The organism is Micromonospora palythoicola, from assembly GCF_036689795.1.
In the GTDB taxonomy this organism is placed as follows: Bacteria; Actinomycetota; Actinomycetes; order Mycobacteriales; family Micromonosporaceae; genus Micromonospora; species Micromonospora palythoicola.
Genome location: NZ_JBAGKI010000037.1, coordinates 1 through 21,784, shown reverse-complemented (window position 1 = coordinate 21,784; position 21,784 = coordinate 1). Strand labels below are relative to the sequence as shown.

The following is a 21,784-nucleotide window of genomic DNA, read 5'->3' as shown; positions in this document are numbered from 1 at the left end:
GCGCTTCTCCGACGTCGAAGGGGTCAGGCACCGCCGGTGCCTGACCCCTCCGGTTGCGGCTCTCAGCTGCGTCGACTCCACTGCTGGTTCGCGCCGCCGTTGCAGGACCAAAGAATGATCTTCGTTCCGTTGGCGGTGGCGGCGCCGTTGGCGTCGAGACACAGGCCGGACTGGGCGTTCGTGATGGTGCCGTTGGCGTTGACGTTCCACTGCTGGTTGAGACCGCCGTGGCAGTCCCAGATGATGACCGTGGTGCCGTTGGTGGTGCCGGCACCGTTGGCGTCCAGACACTTGTTGCCGTACACGGTGAACTGCTTGCTCGCGGTGTAGGTCCAGCGCTGGTGCGAGCCGCCGGCGCAGTCCCACAGTTGCGTCTGGGTGCCGTTCGTGGTGCTGGCGCCGGGGACTTCGAGGCAACGACCGGACTGGCCACCGACGAGCTGGGTGTCAGGCGTACCGCCGGTGCCCTGCCGCCGGACGAGCGACTTCGACTCGGCCGACCGACTCCCCTGCGCGTCGACCACGTAGAGCCGGTAGTCACCCGACGCCGTCGGCACCGCGATGGCGCTGGCGTTGCCGTCCGCCCTGGTCATCGTCGGACCGGCGGCGAAGGTGGTGGTACCGGACGGGGCCAGCCACAGCGACCTGGTCGGGTCACCGCCGCTGCGGATCGGGATCGAGGACGTGCCGCTGCCGACGAAGGTGCTCGCCGGCAGGACGTAGTCCTGCATCGGCAGGTTGCGCGGCTGGGTGATGTCCCGGAACGAGTCCTGGAGCCCGGAGTTGACCGCGATCCCGTAGGCCGCCGCCGGCCAGACGTAGTCGGCCGAGACGAGGATGTCGTGGATGGTGCTGTTGGGCAGGTTCTTGTTGGAGACCTTGTTGATCGGCCCGTACGTCTGGGTGATGCTCAGGTCGTGCTTACGCCCGAAGTCGTCTGAGTTGATCATCCAGGTGATGTTCTTGTCCACGCTCAGGACGTTGTCCCGGAAGGTGATGAACGCCGAGCCCTCGTCCGGGTGCAGCCCGTACTTGTGGCCGGCCGGAACGCCCTGGAAATAGTTGTCGTGGATCGTGGTCCCCGGCTGGCTGCCCAGCGTGTAGATGGGTGCCGTGTCGCTGAGTCGCTGCACCGTGTCGATGATGTGGTTGTGGCTGATGGTGTTGTTCTTCGCCGTGGTGGTGGGCCGGTTCGGCGCGATCGACCCGGAGGAGCCGTCGAAGTTCCACCACCCCCAGCCCATCGTGATGCCCGCCCACGGCGCCTTCTCGATGCGGTTGTGCTGCACCGTCAGGGTGTCGGCGAAGTACGCCGCGACCGCGCCGTGCCCGTTGAACAGCACCGCGCTGTCGTGGATGTAGTTGTTCCTGATCTCGATGTTCTTCGGCAGTCCCTCGACCTGCGGCGGGTACTTCTCCCGGTTGCTCGACGTGTGGTCACCGATGAAGACGTGCTGCGGGTGGCCGACGCTGATCGCCGTTCCGGCGATGTCGTTCGTGTAGTTGCCGATCAACTGCGTGTTCGTCACGTCGTTGACCAGGTTGATCCCGTCGGCCCCGGTGTGCGCGATCCGGTTGCGCTCCAACCGGATTCCGCTGGCGTTCTGCAGGTGGATGATGCCGGGGGTGACGTCGACGTTGCGGTAGTAGTACACGTGGAAGTTGCCGCGCGCGTACGCCTGGGCGCCGAGGTTGCCCTGCTGGGCCTGCTTGTACACGGAGCCGGCGACGTTGAACAGGTTCCAGTCGGAGTGCCGCACGGTGAGCCCGGAGAACGTGATGTTGCGCGCCTGGTTGCTGGTCGAGGTGCCGGCGACCCGCAGCACGGTGGTCACGTTGTTGGGCGCGAAAACCGACGCGGTGGACATGTTGTCGGCGCCGGCCTTGTAGTAGTACAGCGTCCGGCTGGTCTTGTCGAAGTAGAACTCCCCGGGCGTGTCCAGGAACTCGTAGGCGTTCATGACCTTGTGTGAACCGTTGATCTGGGCGTTGCCGTTGAACGCCCCCTGGGCGATGGCGGCACCCGGCTGCTGGAACAGCACGACGCGGCTCCCGCCCTCGGTGGTCACCTGCCGGACTCCCACGATGGCCGTGGTCCAGGTGGTGGCCGTCTCGATCTCGATGTCCTCCTGGTTCTGGGAGATCGCCGGGAAATCGGCCGTACTGTATCTCGCGCCTGCGCACTGCGAGCCTGACTCCCACGCCCAGTCGGCCTGCCCCGCGGTGATGGTGTACGTGCCGTGGCAACCAGCCGAGGTGATCGTCTTGGCCGCCATGTGGGCCCGCTGGCCGTTGACGTAGAGCGCCCGCAGCTTGTTGGCCCGGTCGAGCGGGGCCTTCCAGATGTTGCCGCTGTGCTGGGTCCAGCCGGTCACCTGCACCCCGGCTTCGAGCACCGGCGTCTCGTCCGGGTACGCGGAGTAGATCACCCGATGGCCGTTGGTGCCGGAGTCACCGGCCCCGAACTCGATCGTGCTGCTCACCGGATAGCTGCCACCGCGCAGGTAGACCTGAATGTCGCCGGTCATGCTCGCGGTCTTCGTGCGGACCACGTTCCGCGCGCGCTGGAGCGTCCGGAACGGCGCGGCGAGCGTACCGGGGTTGGCGTCGTTCCCGTTCGGTGCGACGTGAAGCGTCTCCTGGACCGCGGCCAGGGCCGGCGCCTGATCTGCGATAACGGCCGGCAACGCGGCGGAGACGAACACCCCCAGCGCGAGTAGGCAACCTTTCCCGGCATGGACAACGGATCTCATCTCTTCTCCCTCCACTTCCTCGACGGCCCGAGCCCCGCCGAGGCGATGCGTCCCTCCGCGTGGCAGTCGGACCGTCCCGGAAGCCATTGACCCACCGCGCCGCCGAGTCGGTACGGACGGCACGGACCGTTGCTGATGAATGCCAGGTCAGGCGTTCTGCACCTGCCACCTCTGGTTGTCGCCGCCCCAGCAGGCCCATAGCTGGACCTTGGACGTGGTGGTGTTCACGTCCAGGCAGAGGCCGGACTGCGCGCCGCGGATCGTGCCGTCGCCGCCGACCGTCCACCGCTGGTTGTCGCCGCCGTTGCACGAATACGTGCCGACGACCGTGCCGTTCGTGGTCCCCCGGTTGTACGCGTCGAGACACCGCTGGCCGGCGAGGGCGGTGAACTGCCCACCGGCCGTCACGGTCCACCGCTGGGCGGCGGTGTCGTTGCAGGCGTACACCTGGACCTGGATGTTCGCGGTGGTCGCGCCGGGGATGTCCAGGCACTGCCCGGTGCCGACGTTGCGCAGCCGGCTCACCCGGTCCGGCACGCCGCCGCCGGTCAGGCCCCAGGCGTACCGCAGGCGATCGAGTCCGCTGGCGTTGGGGGTGCTCAGGGTCAGGTTGGTGCCGGTGCCGTGCAGTTTCTGCATGGCGTACCAGTCGTCGCCCTGACCGGCGGTGACCTTGCCACCCAGACCCGGCCAGTAGATCGAGCCGATCCGCAGTTCCCGCAGCACGTCGGTGGTGGCGCGGAAGTAGCGCACGAAGTTGTCGGTGCTGGTGGTGTCGTGGTAGTTGAGCCCGGTGTCCATCGGCGCACCGAACTCGTCCATGACGGTACGGGCGGCGCAGGAACCCATCGCGTCCCGCAGGAACGTCACCCACTGGTCGTAGGTCTTCGCGCCGCTGAAGAAGGTGTAGTGGTGCAGCGACACGATGGTCCCGTCGAGCCGGCGGTCGGCGCACATCGACCTGATGTCGGTGTTCAGGCCGGCGCCGCTGACGAAGACCCGGTGGCGGGGGATCGCCGGGCGGGCGGTGAGCCAGTTGTTCACCACGTTGGCCCAGTCCGCGGCGCTGTGCCCGCCCGGCTCGTTCATCGGCTCGAAGTACACCAGGTCGTTGCCGCCGTACCTGGCGACCACGGTGTTCCACATGGTGTCGAAGGCGGTGGTGTTGACGATCCGTCCGCCGCTGGCGGCCACGCCGTCGTCCCAGTAGGAGAGGACGACCCGGAGACCCTTCGCGGTGGCCGCGTCGATCGCGCCGGTGTACGCGTTCCACCAGCTCGTACCGACGGTGTAGGTGTTGATCGGCAGCCGGACCGTGTTGGCGCCCAGGTTGGTCTGGAAGCCGGTGTAGATCGCGTTGGCCTTGGCCACCACGGTCGCGTAACTGTCGGAGCTGTTCAGCCCGTGCAGGACCAGCGGGCCGCCGTGGAAGTTGTCACCCAGCCTGGCCCAGTTGACCCCACGGAACTGGCTGGTGTCGGCGGCTGCCGGTGCGGCAGCCGCGAGCACGACAGTCGGCACCGCCACGAGAGCGGCAAAGGCGCAGGTGAGTATCCGGCTCAGGTAGCGACGTGAGCGGGACAGGACCATTGTCGTTCCCTTCCGTGTGGTGCCGACTGTCGCGCCCATCAGCTCAGGCCCGAGCCCAGCGCTGGTTGGCCGCGCCGTGGCAGCTCCACACGATCACCGCGGAGCCGTTGGCGGTGGCGGCACCGTTGACGTCCAGGCACAGCCCCGTCTGTGCGTTGCTGATCGTGCCGTTGCTGTTGATCACCCACTGCTGGTTCGTCCCACCGTGGCAGTCGTAGATCTGCACCCGGGTGCCGGCGGCGGCGTTGTTCGGCACGTCCAGGCACTTGCCCATCACCTGCAACGCCCGCCCGTTCTGGGTGAACTGTTGGTTGGCGTTGCTGTGGCAGTCCCAGATGATCATCTGTGCGCCGTTCGCCGAACTCGCACCGTTGACGTCCAGGCACCGGCCGGACCCCTCGTTGCGGAACCGGTTGCCGGTCGGGGTCGGGGTGCTGCCGCCGTTGAGGGCGTCGAGGACCGCCGTGTACGCGGGCTTCTTGTTGCCGGCGCAGTCGAACAGCAGCGCGTTGTCGCCGCCGCGCCAGGAGTCACAGTCCCGTACGCCCCACACGGTGATGCCGGTGCAGCGCGAGATCGCCAGGCAGGCGCGGGTGACGGCGCCGTACATGTTGGCCTGGTTGCCGCCCTGGGTGATGTCCAGTTCGGTGATCTCCACGTCCACGCCCAGGTCGGCGAAACGCTGGAGGTTGGCCTGGTAGTCACCGGGAAGCGTGGTGCCCAGGTGGGACTGGAAACCGACGCAGTCGATCGGGACGCCCCGGGACTTGAAGTCCCGGACCATGTTGTAGACGCCTGTCGACTTCGCGTTGATCCCGTCGGTGTTGTAGTCGTTGTAGCAGAGTTTGGCGTTCGGGTCGGCCGCGCGGGCAGCGCGGAACGCCGCCTCGATCCAGTCGTTCCCCGTACGCTGCAGGTTCGAGTCCCGCCGGCCGCCACTGCCGCCGTCGGCGAACGCCTCGTTCACCACGTCCCAGGAGTAGATCTGTCCCCGGAAGTGGGTGGCCACCTGGGTGACGTGGTTGATGGCGGCGTTGCGCAGGTCACCGCCGGAGAGGCCCTGTGCCCAGCCGGGCTGCTGGGCGTGCCACAGCAGGGTGTGCCCGCGCACCTTCATCCCCCGGGAGCGGGCGTGGTTGACGATGCGGTCACCGGCGCTGTAGTTGAACACGCCGCGCTGCGGCTCGGTCGCGTCCCACTTCATCTCGTTCTCGGCGACCAGGCTGTTGAACTCGCGGTTCAGCACCGTCATGTACGTGTTGTCGTTGAACTTGTACGTGCCGACGGCGGCGCCGAAGTAGCGCCCCTTCTCCGCCGCCGAGGTGCCCAAGGTGGTGCCCGCGTTGGCGGCACCGCTGGGCACCAGGACCGTGCCGGCCACCAGCAGCCCCACCGCCAGCGCGCGCATCGTTGCCGTGGTCGACCACCGTCGTCGCGGAGAACCGCTCGGATGTACGAGATTCCTCATGTGTCTCAGCACCTTCCAGAGTCGCGTCACTTCGACGAGTTAGCGCTAACATCGCCCGGCGACTCAGGTGCCCATCGGTGCAGACCACAGGAGACGAGAGAACGCTACACATCGATGGCAGTGAGATTGCCACAAAGTTACGGGGCGCTCAAGAAGTTCCGCCTAACGACCAGAAAAAGACCAGGTACGACGAGTCCAGCACACGAGCCGGACAACCCGACCACAACGCTGTCGATCGATGGGGGTAGCGGTTCAGAGACCCACGGCGGTGAGCCACGTCGGTTGCTCCACCACGGTCCCGCGCAATGTGCGCGTGAACATCCGCCCCGCACGCCCCGACCCGCGGCCTCAGCTCGCCGGCATCGCGGACTCCGTAGAACCGACGCCGCACTCACCGGCCGGATCGGCCGCCGACACCGGCCCAACCGCGTCTCCCGCCCCGGTCACCAGACCCAGGCTGGCCGGGTAGCTGCCGAACCGGCGTAGGCGCAGCTTGCGCACCGCGACCGCCCACGGCCTCTCGGTGGCGAGCACCACGAGATGCTCGAAGTTGGCCAGGTACGACTCGCCGCGCGCCGCCCGCTCGGCGAGGATGTACGGCTCCAGCACGCTCCACGCCTCCCGGGCGCGGAACCCACCCGTGCCGATCAGCAACGCCGGGTCGACGACGTCGAAGGCCAGCATCTGGCCCAAACCGTTGTAGTACAACGCGATCCGGTTCACGTGCTTACGAGCCTCGGGCGGCAGGTCGCTGACCCGCAGACCGGGCGGACAGCTCGCTCTCAGCTCGGTGAGCACGAACTGCTGGCTGTCCAGGAAGGCGTCGCTCATCCGGTCCCGGGTGAGCAGCTCGATCGCGACCAGGGTGTGGTTCGCACTCTGCGACAGCCGCAGTTGCCGGAGCGCGAAGAACACCGAGACACCGACAGTGATCACCGAGACGGCGGCCACGACCGCGTTCGTCACGATCGCAACATCCATGGCGGTCATCGTACGAAGACCGCTCCACCGGCCGTCGATTCCGCGCCGCCAGCCAACGCATTGATGAGAGTTGATGTAGTGTTGGGCGCGCTCCCAGCCTGCGTACTCCCACCACCTGCTCAAGGAGCTGAGAACATGTCGCGACCACGTTGGCGTCCGGTACCCGTACTGGCCGGCCTGCTCGTCCTGGTCCTGTCCGCGCTGCTGTCGGCGTCGGTCGCCGGCACCGCCACGGCGGGCGCACCCCGCCCCGGCAAGGTGCCGCTCACCGAGCTGACCGTGGTCTCCGAACAGGTGGCCTTCGGTCTGCGGCGTCCGATCGCGCTCACCGGGCTGCCGGACGGCCGGATGCTGATCGCGGAGAAGAACGGCACCGTCCGCGCCTACCACCCCGACACCGGTCTGGCGGCCGAGCCGGTGCTCGACCTGACCGCCCGGGTCGACACGTCGGGCAACGAACGTGGCCTGCTCGGCATCACCCCCGCGCCGGACTTCGCGCGGACCGGGATGCTCTACGTGGCCTACACCAGCCTCCCGGACGGTGCGCTGACCCTGGCGCGACTACCCGTCGACGCTCCCGACCGGCTACAGGTGCTGCTCACCCAGGAACACGCCGAGTACAACAACCACAACGGCGGACAGGTCGCGTTCGGCCGCGATGGCTACCTCTACTGGTCCCTCGGCGACGGCGGCCACGCGAACGACCCGTACAAGGCCGGTCAGGACCTCGGCACCCTGCTCGGCAAGATCGTTCGGATCGACGTCAACCGCAGCTGCGGCGCGAAGCCCTACTGCGTACCCCGGGACAACCCGTTCGTCCGCAACCGCGACGCCCGGCCGGAGATCTGGCTGTACGGGCTGCGCAACCCGTGGCGGTTCTCGGTCGACAAGCTCGACAACTCACTGTGGATCGGTGACGTCGGCCAGGGCCTGGTCGAGGAGATCAACCACATCCGCCCGTGGCAGGCCGGCGCGAACCTCGGCTGGTCCTGCCGCGAGGGCACCCCGGTGTTCGATCCGGAGCAGTGCCGGCCGGGCGTGAAGTACACCGACCCGGTCTTCGAGTACGAGCACTACATGACCGAGAGCTGCTCGGTGACCGGCGGTGTGGTGTACCGAGGTTCCGCCACCCCGGAAGCCTGGGGTACCTACATCGCCAGCGACTACTGCTCGACCCTCGCCTTCGCCGTACGCCCCAGACCGTGGGGTGGCTACGAGAGCGCCATCATCGGCAACTTCCCCATCCAGCCGACCGCGATCGACGCCGACGTGCACGGCGAGCTGTACGCGCTCAGCGACCTGCCGGGCTGGCTGAGCCGGATACGGTTCGAGCGCGTCCAACCGGCCCCGAGCAACGAGCCGGCGAACCGCTGAACCTGGGCGAGGGCCGGCGGACACCCGCAGATCGTCGTCTGTGCCGCCGGCCCCGTCGCCGCACTGGTCATCGCACCCGCGCGGGCGCCTGTCCGGCACGCTGCCCGGCTCACCCGTTCGCTCAGCTGCGCAGGTCGAGCAGGGCCTTCCGTTCGACCTCGGTCAGCGGGCCACGGGCCTCGGCGGCGAGGCACTCCGCCAACTCGGTGCGGTTCTTGACGCCGAGCACCACGGTCGCCACACCAGGGACGCTCAGGGCGTACCGGTGGGCCAACGAGGCGGGCGACTCACCGAACTCGGCGGCGAGCGCGCGGAACCGCTCCGCCCGGGCGAAGTCGACCGCGACCGGGGCGTCGTCGTCCACGGACCGGTCGATCTCGCCGGTGAGCGCTCCCGCCGCCACGGCACGGATGGCGATCACCGAGACGCCGTCGGCGACCGCGGCTCGACGGATCTCGTCGTTCCGAGGCTCGGCCGACGCGCCGAGCAGCCACATGTCGCCACTCAGGTCAAGGGCGTTCACCACCGCCTGGACCGCATCCGGGCGCGGCTGCTGGTGCATGGCGTCGATCACGGTCTGCGGGTGGCCGACACCGGTCAACCCCCAGGCCCGGATCTTGCCCTCGTCGCGCAGCCGTTCGAAGGTGGGCACCACCTGGTCTCGGTACAGGTCCCAGCCGAGTGTCCGGGGAGTGGGACCGGTCCAGCCCTGCGGGTGCAGTTGGGAGTGGAGCAGGAAGAGATCCAGTTGCTCGCGGCCGAGACGCTCCAGAGTGGCGTGCAGGCTGCGGATCATCTTCGCCGGGAGATCCCCGCCGTCCTGCTCGGGAAGTTCGATCTTGCTGGTGACCAGGACGTCCGCGGCTGGAATGCCGCGCAGCGCGGCACCGGCGACGTTCTCGGCCGCGTAGCCGTCACCGTAGGTCGGGGCCAGGTCGAGCATCGTGACGCCACCGTCGACGGCCGCCCGCACGGTCGCCACCGCCTCGGCGTGGTCGGTCGCCCCCCACACACCGCCGATTCCACCCCCGCCCAGGGTGAGCGCGCTGACCGTGCCGAGACGACCGAAATCCCTGCTGTGCATCTGCACCTCCGTGACGGAACGTGGCTGCCATTCTACTGATCGGAACGTCGCTCACATCAATGCGCCGGACCGCGCCCCGTGGATCCGGAACAGCGCCGCGTACCGGTCCAGACATCCCTCCACACCGAACTCCTCAAGGGCCCGCTTGGCCCCCTCGCGCCGGGTGTCGGCGTCCCAGCTGAGCACGTCCAGCAGCGCCACCCGTAGTCCGGCGGGGTCCCGTGGTTGGACGACCCTTCCCATCCCGGTCGCCAGGACCGGATACCGGCCGCCGGGCAGATCGGTGGTGACCGACGGGATACCGCACATCATCGCCTCGGCCTGCGCGATGCCGAAGGACTCGGCGACGGAGGGCAGCGCGAAGGCGTCGATGGAGGCGTAGAAATCGTTGATCTGCCGGCCACGGAGCAGCCCGAGAATCCGGATCCGGGGATCCCGTTCGGCGGCCGCCCGGATCCGGTCGATCACGCTTCCGCCCGCGACGGTCAGATAGTCGCCGCCGAGCAGCAGCCGCGCCTCGGGATCCGGGATCTCGGCGAATGCGGCCACCAGGTAGTCCAGACCCTTGTCCGGCACGATCCGGCCGAGGAAGCCGATGTGCGGGCCGTCGGTCTCCCGGTATGCCGCCTCCCCACCGCGCCGGTCGAGGCAGGGTGCCGGAATCGCGGACCGCTGGCTGGACCGCAGGATCGACCAGAGCTCCGAGTACCGCGCCTGGTCGTCGCTGTTGACGACGACGGCGTCCGAGCGGCGCAGCGTGACCCGCGACGACATCCGCACCGCGGCCATCGCCGCCCGGGTCACCAGGGTGGGCGGCAGCCAGAGGTCGATGTGGTAGGTGGTCACCACCGGCACCCGCAGCGGCAGGGCAGTGATCAACGCTCCCTCCAGCATCGGCAGATGCAGGTTGACCACCCGCGAACGTCGGGCGACCCGGCGCACCAGGGCCGGGAAACCGGGACTGACCGGGCCACGGCCGATCGAGGCGACCACCGGGCTGCGGTAGACGTCGACGCCGTTGCGGCTCTCCCGCAGCGGAAGCGTCGGGTCGTGCCGGACGGCGACCACCGCCACCCGCCAGCCCCGCCCGGCAAGGCCCTCGGCGAGCACCCGGGCCACCTCGGTCAGCCCGCTGACGTAGGGCGAGTAGTAGTTGACCGCGACGCAGAGGTCGTACTCGTGGGGGTCTTTGCTGCTCACGCTCTTCTCCAAGGGGTGTCGATCGGTTACCAGACGTGCCAGGTGCCGGCCAGCATCGCCTGCGCCAGCACCGCGGCCCAGAGGCCGAGATTGACCAGCAGCGCACGGTCCCGGACGAGGTCCTCGACCGGATCGCCCCGGGAGCCGCCCATGGCGATCATCTGCAGGTAGCGGTGTACCGCGAACGCGGCGAACGGGAAGGTCAGCCCGGCGGTGACCGGCCCGTACGGCGGCGTCTGGGTCCAGACGAAGGCGACGTAGCCGATCAGCGCCGCCACCATGTTCACCACCACCATCTGGTCCAGGAAGTGCACCGAGTACGCGCGCAGCGCCGGCCGGTGCTCGCCGGCCTCACCACCCGCGGCCGACAGGGCGGCGAGTTCGTGGCGTCGCTTGCCGAGGGAGAGCGCGAGGCACGCGCAGTAGACCCCGATCAGCAGCGCCGGGTGGACGGCCGCGCCGACGGCGATGGTGCCGGCGAGCACCCGCAGGACGAATCCGATGGAGACGACCGACACGTCGACCAGGGGCTGGTGCTTGAGTGCCAGGCAGTACCAGAGGTTGAGGGCGAGATAGCCGGCGACGACCACGCCGGTCAGGGCAGGTAGCAGGGTGGCCAGGGCGGCGGTGCCGGTGAGCAGGCCGACGAGGAGTACGACCGCGGCGGTCGTACTCACCCGTCCGCTGGCCAGTGGACGGTTTCGTTTGACCGGGTGCAGGCGGTCGCGCTCCCGGTCCCTCAGGTCGTTGAAGACGTACACGGCCGAGGCGGCGGCCAGGAAGCTCAGCAGCGTGCCGAGCAGCGGCACGATATGGGTCACCGTGGCGCCGGGGGCCGCGACGAGTGGCGCCGCCAGCACCAGGCTGCCCTTGACCCACTGGCGGGGTCGCAGTAGGACGAACAGTCCGGTGACGCGGGCCAGCGGTTTCAACGCCTGCACGGCGACGGCCGGGTCGACGGAGACCACGGGCAGGTCCGACGAGGTGGGGGTCGGGACTTCCAGGGCGTGATTCATGGCGGACCTCTCCTTGCTCCGTGGAGTGTCAGAACAGCGCCTTCGCCAGGCTCAGGGCGCCCTGCTTCCAGGGGTCGCGGTGCGTACGTCCGGCGCTGCGCCGCGCCCCGGCGGCGTTCGCCCGCCACCACTGGTACGTCTTCAACAGCGCCTGTTCGTTGCTGAACCGCGGGTTGAACCCGAGCCGCTGCGTCGCTCGGTCGATCGAGACGTACGAGTCCCGGGTGAGCTTGTGCACGAGTCGCTTGTAGACCGGGGAGAGGCGCGTCGCGGCGAGCACGCGCAGCGCGGTGACGGCGGGCCCCACCGGCATGGCCAGGACCCGTCGGCCGTGGCCGGCGGCGTCCAGGACGGCCTGGAAGTCCTCCCGTAGGGTGCGGAACTCGCGCGCGCCGATGTTGAACGTGTCGTTGGCCTTGTCGTCGGGCGCCTCGCAGATCAGCTGGATCGCCGCGCAGAGGTCCTCGACGTCGAGCATCTGGGTGGCCACGTCGCCGCCGCCGATCAGCGGGAAGTGCCGGCCCTCGTCGGCCCACTCGAAGAGCATGGCGAAGAGACCAAGACGCTCCTCGCCGAGGAAGGTCTTGGGCCGCACGATCGGGGCGCAGAGGCCCTGATCGCGCTGCCGGAGCACGGCGGTCTCGGCGCCGAGCTTCGCCGCCGAGTAGGGGTCCACCGGTTCGCACGGGTAGTCCTCCGGGGTGGGGCAGTCCCGGGGCAGCCCGTAGACGGCGGTGGACGAGATGTGCACGAACCGGTCCACACCGGCCCGCCGCGCCGCAGCCAACGCCGCCCCGGTGCCCTCCACGTCCACCGATCGGATCTCCGCCGCCCGGTGGCTGGGCAACGCGGCGGCGGAGTGGATGACCACGTCCGCGCGACGGAAGGCGCGGGTCATCGCCTCGACGTCCCGGACGTCGGCCCGGACGAAGCTCGCCCGCTCTCGTACCCGGGGCGCGAGTGGACGGATGTCCACTCCGGTCCAGGTCACTCCCGGCCAGGGGCGCGCCAACAGCGCGGTGCCCAACATGCCGGCGGCTCCGGTCACCACAACGTGCACTTCCACCTCCCGTTTCGAAGAAATGCCGCGCTCTCGACGGCAGTGTCACGACTGCACGGCGGCGACGTTTCCGGCATTCACCGTCATTGGATATTTACCGACCGACCATCCATCGGTCACCGTTACCGACCAATCGGGCCGGTCTGCCAAATGCCCGGCAAGTCGCATACCCGACTGACCAGCCGCGCCGCGCCGACGCAGGCTCCGTGCGAGCGTCGATAGGCTGCGCGTGCTCCATCCGGCGGCTCCGTCCTCGGTGGTGAATCCGGTATTAGCACTCGTGACGCTAGTGAGTGACGATTGCCCCCTCCTTGGTGTCCGGAACAAGCTTCGAGCAAGGTGCCGATCGATACCTTTTTCCCGGCCGGTACCGACCTCGGCGGGAACCGGAGCCACGTAAAGGAGTTGCGATGACGGAAGCGGCGGCAAGAACGACCGCAATAATGGACGAAAAGGATCCGGAGCTGTCACCGGAGCCCTCCGGCCGGTCCCGGCGGGCCCGCTGGGGGGTACGCCTCGCGGCCGTGGCCTGCGTGGGCTGGCTGGTCGTCGTCGTGCTGCACCACCTGCTCAGCGCCCGGACGTACGTGTGGGGGCCGGTGGACCTGCTCCCGCCGATCGTCTGGGCGGCGGTCCCGGTGGTGCTGCTACCCGTCGCCTGGCTGGCGCGACCGATGCGCAGGCGGCTGGTCGGGGCGGCGCTGCTCGCCCTCGTGCTCGGCGTCGGCTACAGCGGGATCAACTTCGCGACGGTGTTCCACACCCCGCCACCGGCGCCCGCCGACGCCGTCAAGGTGGTGACCTGGAACACCGAGTACTGGGACCAGGACCGGCGCAACGGCGGGGAGCAGCGCACCACCACGGCGCAGTTCTACGACTTCCTGCGGGAGATGGACGCCGACATCTACATGCTGCACGAGTACGCCAACGTCGACGACTCGCTGGTCGACATCTTCGCCCAGGCGTACGAGATCGACCAGACGGCGCAGTTGAAGGCCGCGTTCCCCGGCTACACGATCGTCCGCGAGGGGCGCAACGTCACGCTCACCCGGCTGCCGGTGGTCGGGCACGCGTGGCTCGACTCGCAGCCGTACCTGCCGGACGACCTGAAGCCGGTGCCGCCGGCCCTCGTCGACCGACCGCTCTTCTACACGTCACAGGCGCTGCGTACCGACATCCGGGTCAACGGCCAGGTCGTGTCGTTCTACAACTCGCACATCTTCCAGCCGCCGGTCCGGATCCTGCTGCTGCGCAGCGACGATGACCGCAACATGTTCGAGATCGACCGGTTCAACTTCGAGATCCGGCAGGCCAGCTACCAGGCCATCGCCGCCGACCTGGAAAAGAATCCGAACCGGGCGGTGATGGCCGGTGACCTGAACACGTCACCGTCGATGAATCTCCTCGACATGGTCTCCGACCGGCTGGTCGACCAGAGCAAGGCGCTCTCCTCGCTCTATCCGGTCACCTGGCCGGTGGGCGACAAGCCGCGAATGTGGCGTATCGATTGGCTCTTCACCACTCCGGACATCAAGGTACACAGTTACGACCTGACCCTCCCCAATGGCCTGTCCGACCACAAGGCCCAGCAGTTCGTCATCTCCGCACCGTGACGAGATGAGCGTCACATTGGCGCGAAACACGCGGTGGCAGGGCATCCAGAGCATTTAACCAGCATGAAACCGATCGACAGTTGTCTACCGATGTCGATCAGGCACTAAGGTGGTCGACGGGTCTTCTCGACGACGAGAAACCGACGAGTAGGTGCGTCGTCCACCTCCCAGCGCAGCCGAATTCCTGCCCGAGGAGCATCAATGAAGCCCGCCCACACGCCACTGGTGTCAGTGGTAATCCCCTGTCACAACAGCCGGAAGACCATCGCCCTGAGCGTGCTCTCGGCAATGCATCAGACCCACCCGTCGATCGAGGTCATCGTCGTCGACGATGCCAGCACCGACGACACACCGGAGATCGTCAGAAAACTCGGTTGCCGGCTCATCGAACTGACCGACAATGTCGGTGCCGGCCCTGCCCGCAACCGCGGCATAGCCGCAAGCAGCGGAGACATTCTCTTCTTCCTCGACTCCGATGTGGCCCTCGCCCCCGACGCGGTCGCCAACGCTGTCAAGATCTTCGAGGAGAACCCCTCCTACGGAGCCGTCTGGGGCGTCTACGGCGACCGTCCCCTGGTCGACGACGGCGTGGTGGAGTGGGTGCAGGTGCTCTACGGCCACTACCGCGCCACCCGCAAGCTCGGCCCCGCCCGGACCGGCCACTTCGCCAGCGGCGCCGTACCCCGACGGGTCATCGACGACATCGGGGCGTTCGACGAGCGACTGCTCGGCCAGTACGCCAACGAGGACCACGAGTTCAGCCTCCGGATCGCGGAGCACTACCCGGTCACCCGCACCCTGTCCGTGGTCGGTTACCACGACGACGACGACCAGTTGTCCTCGATCCTGCGGAAGCTCTACCGGCGGGCCGGCTCACTGGTCCCCCTGGTCCTCAAGCAACGCGAGCTGAAGCCCGAGCGAGAGGCCACGCACCGGCCCGCCGAGGTCGCGGCCGCCTTCCTGGCCACCACCAGCCTCCCCCTGGTGCTGGTCTCCCCCTACCTGGCGGCCGTTCCGGTCGCCTTCCTGACGTGGTTCATCGGCGTCGACCTCCCCCTGTTGAACTACGTCCGACGGACCGCGGGCTGGCGGATGGTCCCGCCGAGCGCGCTACTCAGTTTTCTGTACAGTCTCGCGATTTCCGCGGGCGCGTTGAGTGGTGGCCTGCGCTACGTGCTCGACGCGCGCTTCCGACAGAGGTACCGGACGCCAGCCGGCGTCCACTAGCACACCGGCCGGCGTCAGCCGTGATGACGGGGAGAGCATGTGAGGATCCGACTACTGGGGCCCATCGAGGTGGAATCGGCGGATGGCCCGCTGGATGTGGGGCCGCGTCAGCGTCGCGCAGTCCTGGCGGCCCTGGCCGTGGACGCCGGCACGCCGGTGTCGATCGACACCCTGACGGAACGGGTGTGGGGGCCGGCGGCCCCGGAGGCGCCCCGCAGCGCCCTCTACGCCCATGTCGCCCGGCTGCGTCGGGCCCTGGCACAGGCCGACGACGGCTCCGGCAGCACCATCGGCCTGGGTCGCCACGGGGACGGCTACGTGCTCGACGTCGAGCGCCAGCAGGTGGACCTGCACCGGTTGAACCGTCTCATCGACACCGGCCGCGCGGCGACGCGGATCAGTGACGAGAAGCGGATCGCCGCCCTGCGTGAGGCGATGGACCTGTGGCGGGGGGACCCACTCGCCACCCTCTCCAGTGACTGGGCCAACCGGGTGAGACGCAGCGCGGCATCGCAGTTGATCAGCCTGGCCGGCGCCTGGGGCGCCGAGGAGCTACGTCTCGGCAGCCCCGAGGCGGTGGCCGAGCGGCTGGCCCGGATCCTCGGCTCGTACCCGCTCGCCGAGCCGCTCGTGTCGCTGCAGATGCGGGCGCTCTGCGCGATGGGGCGTACCCCGGAGGCGTTGCAGTACTACGTCGACACCCGCGCGCAGGTCGTCGAGCAGTTCGGCGCCGAGCCCGGCCCCGAACTGCGCAACCTGCACGTCGCCATACTCCGCGGCGAACTCGACGAGCCGTACCCGGGCAACGTCGGCCCGGTCACCACCCCGATCCGGCACGTGCCGCGGCAGCTACCCGCCGACATCGCCCGATTCTCCGGCCGGCACGACGATCTCGCGCCGCTCATGAACTGGCTGAGGCCGGCCAGCACAACGGACTCAGCCCCGGTCGTGTCGATCTACGGGACCGCCGGGGTGGGAAAGTCCACCCTGGCCATCCACGCCGCGCACAAGCTCACCAGCCGCTACCCGGATGGCCAGTTGTACATCGCCCTACGCGGCACCAGCGTGGACGCCGAGCCGCTGACGCCGGTCGACGCACTCGCCCGGCTGCTGCGCACCCTCGGGGTCAGCATGAGCTGCGACCAGGAGCAGGTCGACGAGGCGGCGGCCCTGTTCCGCTCGGTCGTCGCCGGGCGGCGGCTGTTACTGGTCCTCGACAACGCCGTCGACGCTGCCCAGGTGCGCCCGCTGCTGCCCAGCGGCGCCGGATGCGCGACGCTGGTGACCAGCCGCCAGCCGCTGGCGGGGCTCAGCGACGTGCGCCAGCTACGCGTCGGACCGCTCACCGTCCCGGACGCCATCGCGCTGCTGAGCCACTGGGTCGGTGCGGAACGGGTCGCGGCGGAGCCGGAGGCCGCGACCGCCATCGCCGAGTGGTGCGAGTGCCTGCCGCTGGCGCTGCGCATCGTCGGTGCCCGCCTCGTGGCCCGTCCCGGTTGGCCGCTCGCCGAGCTGCGCGACCGGCTCGCCGACGAGCGCCGCCGGCTGGACAACCTCGAGTTCGACGGTGTCGGCCTGCGGGCCAGCATGGCCGGCTCCTACGATCGTCTCTCCGGCAGCCCGGACCGCTCCGAGCGGGCCATCGCCGAGGCGTTCAAGTTGCTGGGCACGTCGCCGATGACCGAACTCAGCCGGTCGACCGCCGCTCGGGTGCTCGCCCGCTCGGAGGCGCACACCGAGCGGATCCTGGAGCGGCTGGTCGACGCGCAGCTGTTGGAGACCTCGACCCCGGGCAGTTACCGAATGGGGGAACTGCTGCGGCTGTACGCCCGGGAACGCTTCGCCGGGCCCGAGACGGAAATGACCGGCGAACCGGCGGACAAGGAAGAAACAAGCGGTTCGCGGTTAGCGTGAGCCACCAGCTCGATTCCTTTCCACGATCGGAGAAGGTGCGCGTGTCAACAAAAGAACTGGACGCACCGCAGGCCTTCCCGGAAATCACCGTCCCGGTGACCGCCGTGCCCCGGAAGCGTTGGCGCTCGATGGCCCGCCGGGTACTCATGAGTTTGTTGCTGACGGTGACCGTGGTCTTCATCGTGCTCGCGCTGCGCGGTCAGGACTGGTCCACGGTGGCCGGCACGCTCCGCGGTCAGCGACCCGGCTTCGTCCTGACGATGACGGCGCTGGCCGTCCTGGCCAACGCCGCCGGTCTGGTCGCCACGATGGTCTCCTGGCGCGCCATGCTCGCCGGCGTCGGCGAGCGGGTTCCCGCCGTGGACGCGGCCCGGATCTTCTACTTCGGACAGCTGGTCAAGTACGTGCCCGGCAAGGTGATGGGTTTCCTGGTCAGCGTCGAGATGGGCAGGGCCATCGGCGTGCCGGCGGCCCGGATGAGCGCGGCCTGGCTGCTGGCCCTGGTGGTCAGCCTGCTGACCGGTGCCACCGTGGGGCTTGCCGCCGGGCCGGAGGTGTTCGGCGCGTCGTCCGGCTGGCTGCTGCTGGCCGTCCTGCCGGTGGCCGCGGTCCTGGTCCGCCCCGGTTTGGTGGGTGGAGCCGCGACCCTGCTCGGCCGGCTGCGCCGCCGGCCCGAGCCGTCGACGGCGATCTGCGGCACCGGCATTCGGCAGGCGGTCGTCGCCCAACTGCTGGCGTGGGTGATCGGGGGCGCCCACCTGTGGATCCTCGCCGTGGCGATGGGGGCACCGCCGCTGCGCGCGCTGCCGCTCTGCCTCGGCGCGTTCGGCCTCGGCGCGGTGGCCGGGGTGATCGCCGTGTTCGCCCCCGACGGCATCGGTGTTCGGGAGGTGGTCGTGACGGCCGCGCTCAGTGTCATCCTGCCGATTCCGGTGGCCGGTGTGGTGGCGCTGGTCAGCCGGGTGGTGGTGACGCTGAGTGAACTCGCCACCGCGGGGGTCGGCCTGCTGGTGGCTGCGGCCGTCATCCGGCGGCGCCCGGCGGCGGCGGTGCCCACCGTGCCCACGGTGGCGGTGGCGACCGGTCCGGAGCACACGAATGCCGGGCCACCGGTTCCCAAGAAATCGCCAAGAATACGGCCACAGGCAAACCACTAACGTGTTCAGAGGTTAGGTAATCGGCCGTAGCGATACCTCAGAGAATGCGGTACCCATGCCGGACAGGAAATACGATCTGACGCTAGCGGCCACTCACTACGAGCCGTACGTCAGTGGCTTCACGCAGACCGCACGCAGCATCGCCGAAGGAATGGCCAATCGGGGTTGGCGGGTTGCCGTCGTCACCGCCCAGCACGATCCCGACCTGCCGCTGCGGGACACCGTCGGCGGGGTGGACATCTACCGTTCGCCGGTGTTGATGAAGGTGAACCGGGCGATCGTCGCCCCTCGCTACCCGATCCTGGCCGGCCAGCTGGCGCGCAGCTCGTCGCTGCTGCACGTCAACCTGCCGATGCCGGAGGCGGCCCTGCTGATGCCGCTGGCCCGGCGCGTACCGGTGGTGAGCATGCTGCACTGCGACCCGTACCTGCCGGCAGGGTGGTCGGGCCGGGCCTTCGCGCGGGCCTCGGACGTCGCCTCCCGAGCGGCCATCCGCCGCTCCGCCGCAGTGGTGGCGAGCAGCCACGACCAGGCGCACGCCTCGCGGTTCTGGCCGGTCATCCGCAACCGCAACTTCACCCCCATCACCCCGCCGTGCCTGGACCGGCGGGGCGGTGAGCCCCGATACCGGGAGACCGGCGGCCTGCACGTCGGCTTCCTGGGCCGGATCGTGGCGGACAAGGGCGTCGGCTACCTGGTCCGGGCGTTCCAGCGGATCGTCGACCCCGCCGCCCGGCTGTTGATCGCGGGCAACTACCACGAGGTGGCCGGTGGCGATCTCATGGCGGTGCAGTCCGAGATCGACCGGGACAGTCGGGTACGGATCCTCGGCGAGCTGCGCGGCCGGGAGGTCAACGACTTCTACGCCTCGGTCGACGTGTTCGCACTGCCGGCGGTCGCCAGTTCGTTCGGCACCGTACTGGCCGAGGCGATGATGAGCGGCATCCCATCGGTGACAACCGATCTCCCCGGCAACCGGTACCCCGTGGCCGCGACCGGCTTCGGTCGGGTGGTTCCGCCCCGGGATCCACAGGCGCTGGAGCGGGCCATCTCCGAACTGGCGACAGTGCCGCGGCATTGGAAGGAGCAGAAGGCCCGGGCGGCACGGGCGCGTTTCTCCGTGGCGGCGTCGCTGGACGCGTACGAGGTTCTCTTCACCACCCTTCGCGGACGCACCGCGGCACGGTAACACCGATGAGACAAAAGAAAGGTTGGAGCCCGATGAATGAGCAGCCACTCGTCTCCGTGATCATCCCGAACTACAACTACGCCAGCACCATCGGCGAGTGCATCAGAGCGGCGAAGAACCAGACGTACCCGGCCGTCGAGGTGATCGTGGCCGACGACGCGAGCACGGACGACTCGGTGGCGATCGCCAGGGCGCTCGACGTCACGGTGCTGCAGGTGCCGGTCAACAGCGGCGTCTCCACCGCGCGGAACCTGGGCGCCCGGCACGCCAAGGGTGAGGTGTTGTTCTTTGTGGACTCCGACGTCGCGCTCGACCCCGACGCGGTCGAGCGGGCCGTCGACCATCTGCGGGAAGAGCCGCAACTCGGAGCGATCTGCGGCATGTACCGGGCCGAGCCGATGTTCCCCGACAGCCTGGTCAAGCGCTACCGCGCCATCCAGCAGTACGTCTGGTTCTGCGAGGTCGAGGGCGCCATCCCGGGTCTGCACTCGGCGCTCTTCGCGATGAAGAAGGAGACGTTCCTGGAGATCGGCGAGTTCAACGACCGGCTCCGCTGGACCGAGGAGCAGGACTACGGCTTCCGGCTCAACGCCCGGTACGAGGTCAAAGCCGTACCCACCATCCGGGGGCGGCACGACCACGACGGCACGCTGCGGGTGATGCTGACCAAGGTGTTCAACCGTACCCGGCTCGGCGCGCCGAACTGGCTGCGGCTGAACAAGCTTCCGGGTGGCGCCGGCACCGGATACCGGGCTCTGGGCAGCGCCTTCCTGCTCGCGGCGGTGATCGCGCTGGCCTCGTCGGCGGTCCTCGGTCCCTGGGCGCTCCTCGCCGCCGCGGTGCTGACCGGGATCAGCATCGGGCTCGACAAGCGCACCTACGGCTACGCCTATCGTCACCACGGAATCCTTTTTGGACTACAATTCACGGTGCTTCACCTATTGGTGACGCTCACCTCGGCGGTGGCGGCCAGCATCGGCATTCTGCAGGGACTGCTGTTCCCACGAATGACGCGGCGGCTCTACCGCGTCGAGAACCCCGCCTGACCCGCGCGCCAGCAGTAGCGGTGCCCGACCGGAAAGTTGAACATGACTCTTTCTGATCAGCCTGACGACCAGGGTTTCGGGATCGACAGCACGGCGACGGAGGTGCTCGCCGGCATCGACCTCTCCGGTAGGTTCGCCATCGTCACCGGCGGATACTCCGGCCTGGGCCTGGCGACCACCCGGGCCCTCGCGGCCGCCGGCGCCCGGGTGCTCGTTCCGGCCCGCCGTACGGACGTCGCGCGGGAGGCGGTCGCGGGGATCGCCGGCGTGGAGGTCGACGAACTCGACCTCGCCGACCTCGACAGCGTCCGGAACTTCGCCGACCGCGTCCTCGAATCGGGTCGTTCCATCGACATCCTGATCAACAACGCGGGCATCATGGCCACCCCGCTGACCCGGGTGGGTGAGGGCTGGGAGGCCCAGTTCGCGACCAACCACCTCGGGCACTTCGCCCTGGTCAACCGGCTCTGGCCGGCGCTCACCGCGGACGGCGGCGCGCGCGTCGTCGTCACCGCCTCGGGCGCCGGGGAGACGCCGCGGATCAACTGGGACGACGTGCACTTCGAGAACGGCTACGACAAGTGGGCCGCGTACAGCCAGTCGAAGTCGGCCAACATCCTCTTCGCCGCCGAACTCGACCGGCTGGGCCGGGCAGCCGGGGTACGCGCCTTCTCGGTGAACCCCGGCTACATCCTCACCCCGTTGCAGCGGCACCTCTCCAAGGAGGAGATGGTCGGCGCCGGCTGGATCGACGAGAACGGCACCGCCCTGCTGCCCGAGTTCCGGGCACCCGAGCAGGGCGCCGCGACCCAGGTCTGGGCCGCGACGTCACCGCGACTGACGGAGGCGGGCGGCGGCTACTGTCAGGCGTGTACGGTGGCCAAGACCTTCGACGGCCCCGCCGACCGCGAGGCGGCCGAGCGGCTCTGGGCGCTCTCGGCCGAGTTGACCGGCGTCGACGCGTTCGGCAAGTCCGAGTAGTCGGAGCGGCGGGCCGGTTGCCAGCCCGCCGGACGTGACATGGGGTGGGCCCGGCCGGGCCCCCCCCCAAAGGCCCGACATTTAACGGGACCCCTGTGCCACGGAAACCAACCCCCAAACACGGATAACGA

The 21,784-nt window shown here is 69.2% G+C and carries 16 protein-coding genes; 8 read left to right on the top strand and 8 right to left on the bottom strand.

Going from position 1 to position 21,784, the window contains the following annotated elements:
- Positions 1-62 precede the first annotated feature (62 nt).
- From V5O40_RS17370 to V5O40_RS17355, 4 genes are all read right to left on the bottom strand, one after another.
- Positions 63-2,753, bottom strand: a complete 2,691-nt coding sequence (locus V5O40_RS17370; protein WP_332906424.1) for an RICIN domain-containing protein — start codon at positions 2,751-2,753, stop codon at positions 63-65.
- A 147-nt stretch (positions 2,754-2,900) separates the two neighbouring features.
- Positions 2,901-4,343, bottom strand: coding sequence for an RICIN domain-containing protein (locus V5O40_RS17365; RefSeq protein WP_332906423.1), 1,443 nt, complete (start codon positions 4,341-4,343; stop codon positions 2,901-2,903).
- Between the two features lie 43 nt (positions 4,344-4,386).
- The gene (locus tag V5O40_RS17360; RefSeq protein WP_332906422.1) at positions 4,387-5,751 is read right to left on the bottom strand and encodes an endo-1,4-beta-xylanase; all 1,365 of its coding nucleotides are present in this window, start codon (positions 5,749-5,751) and stop codon (positions 4,387-4,389) included.
- A 408-nt stretch (positions 5,752-6,159) separates the two neighbouring features.
- The gene (locus V5O40_RS17355; protein ID WP_332906421.1) at positions 6,160-6,792 is read right to left on the bottom strand and encodes a DUF4760 domain-containing protein; all 633 of its coding nucleotides are present in this window, start codon (positions 6,790-6,792) and stop codon (positions 6,160-6,162) included.
- A gap of 135 nt (positions 6,793-6,927) precedes the next feature.
- On the opposite strand from V5O40_RS17355, the gene V5O40_RS17350 reads away from it, so the two are divergent.
- Positions 6,928-8,166 carry a PQQ-dependent sugar dehydrogenase gene (locus V5O40_RS17350; protein WP_332906420.1) on the top strand — a complete coding sequence of 413 codons (1,239 nt, stop codon included), beginning with the start codon at positions 6,928-6,930 and terminating at the stop codon, positions 8,164-8,166.
- 121 nt (positions 8,167-8,287) lie between these two features.
- Here V5O40_RS17350 and V5O40_RS17345 read toward each other — a convergent pair whose 3' ends face one another.
- Genes V5O40_RS17345 through V5O40_RS17330 form a run of 4 tightly spaced genes read right to left on the bottom strand, consistent with a single transcriptional unit; the run spans position 8,288 to position 12,526 of the window.
- Positions 8,288-9,250 carry an aldo/keto reductase gene (locus V5O40_RS17345; RefSeq protein ID WP_332906419.1) on the bottom strand — a complete coding sequence of 321 codons (963 nt, stop codon included), beginning with the start codon at positions 9,248-9,250 and terminating at the stop codon, positions 8,288-8,290.
- 51 nt (positions 9,251-9,301) lie between these two features.
- The gene (locus V5O40_RS17340; RefSeq protein ID WP_332906418.1) at positions 9,302-10,450 is read right to left on the bottom strand and encodes a glycosyltransferase family 4 protein; all 1,149 of its coding nucleotides are present in this window, start codon (positions 10,448-10,450) and stop codon (positions 9,302-9,304) included.
- Positions 10,451-10,476: 26 nt separating this feature from the next.
- Complete coding sequence (locus V5O40_RS17335; protein ID WP_332906417.1) at positions 10,477-11,466, bottom strand: UbiA prenyltransferase family protein; 990 nt, start codon at positions 11,464-11,466, stop codon at positions 10,477-10,479.
- A 28-nt stretch (positions 11,467-11,494) separates the two neighbouring features.
- Complete coding sequence (locus V5O40_RS17330; protein ID WP_332906416.1) at positions 11,495-12,526, bottom strand: NAD-dependent epimerase/dehydratase family protein; 1,032 nt, start codon at positions 12,524-12,526, stop codon at positions 11,495-11,497.
- Positions 12,527-12,969: 443 nt separating this feature from the next.
- Here V5O40_RS17330 and V5O40_RS17325 point away from each other — a divergent pair, with 443 nt between their 5' ends.
- The 7 genes from V5O40_RS17325 (at position 12,970) to V5O40_RS17295 (ending at position 21,653) form a co-directional block, all read left to right on the top strand.
- Positions 12,970-14,139 (top strand): endonuclease/exonuclease/phosphatase family protein, encoded by a 1,170-nt coding sequence (locus V5O40_RS17325; RefSeq protein WP_332906415.1) that lies wholly within the window; start codon positions 12,970-12,972, stop codon positions 14,137-14,139.
- A gap of 201 nt (positions 14,140-14,340) precedes the next feature.
- Entirely contained in the window at positions 14,341-15,366 is a 1,026-nt protein-coding gene (locus tag V5O40_RS17320) for a glycosyltransferase family 2 protein (protein ID WP_332906414.1), read from the top strand.
- A 39-nt stretch (positions 15,367-15,405) separates the two neighbouring features.
- On the top strand, positions 15,406-17,280 hold the full coding sequence (locus V5O40_RS17315; protein ID WP_332906413.1) for an AfsR/SARP family transcriptional regulator: 1,875 nt from the start codon (positions 15,406-15,408) through the stop codon (positions 17,278-17,280).
- 41 nt (positions 17,281-17,321) lie between these two features.
- A complete protein-coding gene (locus tag V5O40_RS17310) occupies positions 17,322-18,437 on the top strand; it encodes a lysylphosphatidylglycerol synthase transmembrane domain-containing protein (protein ID WP_332906412.1) in 1,116 nt (371 codons plus the stop codon).
- Between the two features lie 55 nt (positions 18,438-18,492).
- Entirely contained in the window at positions 18,493-19,626 is a 1,134-nt protein-coding gene (locus V5O40_RS17305; RefSeq protein WP_332906411.1) for a glycosyltransferase family 4 protein, read from the top strand.
- 32 nt (positions 19,627-19,658) lie between these two features.
- The gene (locus V5O40_RS17300; protein WP_332906410.1) at positions 19,659-20,672 is read left to right on the top strand and encodes a glycosyltransferase family 2 protein; all 1,014 of its coding nucleotides are present in this window, start codon (positions 19,659-19,661) and stop codon (positions 20,670-20,672) included.
- Positions 20,673-20,714: 42 nt separating this feature from the next.
- Positions 20,715-21,653: an oxidoreductase gene (locus V5O40_RS17295; RefSeq protein ID WP_332906409.1), complete on the top strand. Its 939-nt coding sequence runs from the start codon at positions 20,715-20,717 to the stop codon at positions 21,651-21,653.
- Positions 21,654-21,784 lie beyond the last annotated feature (131 nt).

Bases quoted from the DNA above. Each gene is read 5' to 3' on its own strand.
- V5O40_RS17350 (WP_332906420.1), top strand. From the start codon at position 6,928: ATGTCGCGACCACGTTGGCGTCCGGTACCCGTACTGGCCGGCCTGCTC.
- V5O40_RS17370 (WP_332906424.1), bottom strand. From the start codon at position 2,753: ATGAGATCCGTTGTCCATGCCGGGAAAGGTTGCCTACTCGCGCTGGGG.
- V5O40_RS17365 (WP_332906423.1), bottom strand. From the start codon at position 4,343: ATGGTCCTGTCCCGCTCACGTCGCTACCTGAGCCGGATACTCACCTGC.
- V5O40_RS17300 (WP_332906410.1), top strand. From the start codon at position 19,659: ATGAATGAGCAGCCACTCGTCTCCGTGATCATCCCGAACTACAACTAC.
- V5O40_RS17335 (WP_332906417.1), bottom strand. From the start codon at position 11,466: ATGAATCACGCCCTGGAAGTCCCGACCCCCACCTCGTCGGACCTGCCC.
- V5O40_RS17305 (WP_332906411.1), top strand. From the start codon at position 18,493: ATGCCGGACAGGAAATACGATCTGACGCTAGCGGCCACTCACTACGAG.
- V5O40_RS17345 (WP_332906419.1), bottom strand. From the start codon at position 9,250: ATGCACAGCAGGGATTTCGGTCGTCTCGGCACGGTCAGCGCGCTCACC.
- V5O40_RS17360 (WP_332906422.1), bottom strand. From the start codon at position 5,751: ATGCGCGCGCTGGCGGTGGGGCTGCTGGTGGCCGGCACGGTCCTGGTG.
- V5O40_RS17295 (WP_332906409.1), top strand. From the start codon at position 20,715: ATGACTCTTTCTGATCAGCCTGACGACCAGGGTTTCGGGATCGACAGC.
- V5O40_RS17355 (WP_332906421.1), bottom strand. From the start codon at position 6,792: ATGGATGTTGCGATCGTGACGAACGCGGTCGTGGCCGCCGTCTCGGTG.
- V5O40_RS17320 (WP_332906414.1), top strand. From the start codon at position 14,341: ATGAAGCCCGCCCACACGCCACTGGTGTCAGTGGTAATCCCCTGTCAC.
- V5O40_RS17325 (WP_332906415.1), top strand. From the start codon at position 12,970: ATGGACGAAAAGGATCCGGAGCTGTCACCGGAGCCCTCCGGCCGGTCC.